At 64.4% G+C, this 1,745-nt stretch carries 3 protein-coding genes; 2 read left to right on the forward strand and 1 reads right to left on the reverse strand.

Annotated features, from left to right (window positions below):
* Positions 1 to 76 precede the first annotated feature (76 nt).
* Together EOB80_RS34165 and EOB80_RS34170 are read left to right on the forward strand one after the other, a co-directional pair.
* On the forward strand, positions 77 to 658 hold the full coding sequence (locus EOB80_RS34165) for an NAD(P)H-dependent oxidoreductase (RefSeq protein ID WP_127332375.1): 582 nt from the start codon (positions 77 to 79) through the stop codon (positions 656 to 658).
* On the forward strand, positions 658 to 1,245 hold the full coding sequence (locus EOB80_RS34170) for an NAD(P)H-dependent oxidoreductase (protein ID WP_127332377.1): 588 nt from the start codon (positions 658 to 660) through the stop codon (positions 1,243 to 1,245). The genes EOB80_RS34165 and EOB80_RS34170 overlap by 1 nt, the downstream gene beginning before the upstream one ends.
* Before the next feature lie 147 nt (positions 1,246 to 1,392).
* Here the strand turns inward: EOB80_RS34170 and EOB80_RS34175 are convergent.
* Positions 1,393 to 1,745 (reverse strand): glycine cleavage T C-terminal barrel domain-containing protein (locus EOB80_RS34175; RefSeq protein WP_164762835.1); only part of this gene is annotated, 353 nt, incomplete at its 5' end.

The following is a 1,745-nucleotide window of genomic DNA, read 5'->3' on the forward strand; positions in this document are numbered from 1 at the left end:
AATCTCCCCCCTTGAGGGGGAGATGCCCGGCAGGGCAGAGGGGGGTGCCTCGCGCTGACCTGCAGGATGTCCTCCGATGAACATCCTCGTCCTTTACGCCCATCCGGTCGAGACCAGCTTCAATGCCGGCCTGCACCGCATGATCGTAGAGCGGCTGACAGCGGCGGGCCATGCGGTGGACGACTGCGATCTCTACGCGGAGGATTTCGATCCGCGGATGACGCGCCAGGAAAGACTGGACTACCACAGCCAACGCGGCCCCGCTGACGCTGCCGCGCCTTATGTCGAACGCCTGCTGCGCGCCGATGCGCTGGTGCTTTCCTATCCGGTCTGGAACTACGGCTTTCCTGCGATCCTGAAAGGCTTTTTCGATCGCGTCTTCCTGCCCGGCGTGTCGTTCAAATTGGTCGACGGCAAGGCGCAGCCGTCGCTGCACAACATCCGCAAGGTTGCCGCGGTGACCACCTATGGCGGCAGCCGGTTCCGCGCCATGCTGATGGGCGATCCGCCACGCAAGCTGATCAAGCGCATGCTGCGCGCCACCGTAAAACCGGGTGCGCCCGTGAGCTACCTCGCGCACTACGCGATGAACCTGTCTACCGACCAAACGCGCAAGGCTTTCACGATCAAGGTCGCGGCCAGCATGGACGCCTTCTGATGCGCGCGCTGGTGGTCTACTGCCATCCGGTGCCGGACAGCTTCTGTGCGGCAATCCGCGATACCGCCATCGACGTGCTGATGCGACGAGGCTGGGAGGTGCGGCTGCTCGACCTCTATGCGGAGAAATTCGACCCGGTGATGGGCTGCGATGAGCGGCGCTCCTACAATGACCAGGCGCCGCAGGACCCGGCACTGAAGCCGCACTTCGAACTGCTCAACTGGGCCGAGGCGATCCTGTTCGTCTATCCGACCTGGTGGTACGGACTGCCGGCGATGCTGAAGGGCTGGCTCGACCGGGTGTGGGCGACGGACGTCGCCTTCAAGCTGCCGGCCGGCAAGGGACGGATCAAGTCGCTGATGACGCATGTGACCAAGGTCGGCGTCATCACAACCTGCGGCGCGCCGACCTGGTGGAGCGTCGTCGTCGGCCAGCCGGGACGCAAGACCCTGCTGCGCGGCATGCGGGCGCTGTGCGCGACGCGCTGCCGGACGTTTTTCCTGGCGCACTATTTGATGGATGCCTCGACGCCGGCAACGCGGGCGGCGTTTCTGGCGAAGGTGCGGGCGAAGTTGGAGCGGTTTTAGGGAATTAGCGTCCTTCTCCCCGTTTACGGGGAGAAGATGCCGGCAGGCAGATGAGGGGCAGCACGAACATTGCAGAGGTTGGCGCCGCCCCTCATCCGGCCCTTCGGGCCACCTTCTCCCCGTAAACGGGGCGAAAGAAGAGGGGTGCTACATCCTTGTCCGTTCTGACTTCGGATCGTACATCGGCTTCAATGACGCTTCCGCCGCAAAACGCTCGCCGGCGATCTCGATCTCGTAGGTTGAGGCCAGCAGATCGGCCTCGCTCTCGCCCTCGCAAGGCACATAGCCTAGCCCGACCGCGCCGCCGAGATGATGGCCGTAATTGCCTGAAGTGATCGGGCCGACGATCTTGCCGTCGCGCAGGATCGCCTCGTTGTGGAAGAGCAGGGGCTCTGGATCCTTCAGGCGGAACTGGACGAGCCGGCGTGACAGGCCGGCTTCCTTCTTGCGCAGCACGGCATCGCGGCCGATGAAGTCGCCCTTGGCGGTCTTCACCGCGA

This window comes from Mesorhizobium sp. M7A.F.Ca.MR.245.00.0.0, assembly GCF_003997415.1.
Classification (GTDB): domain Bacteria; phylum Pseudomonadota; class Alphaproteobacteria; order Rhizobiales; family Rhizobiaceae; genus Mesorhizobium.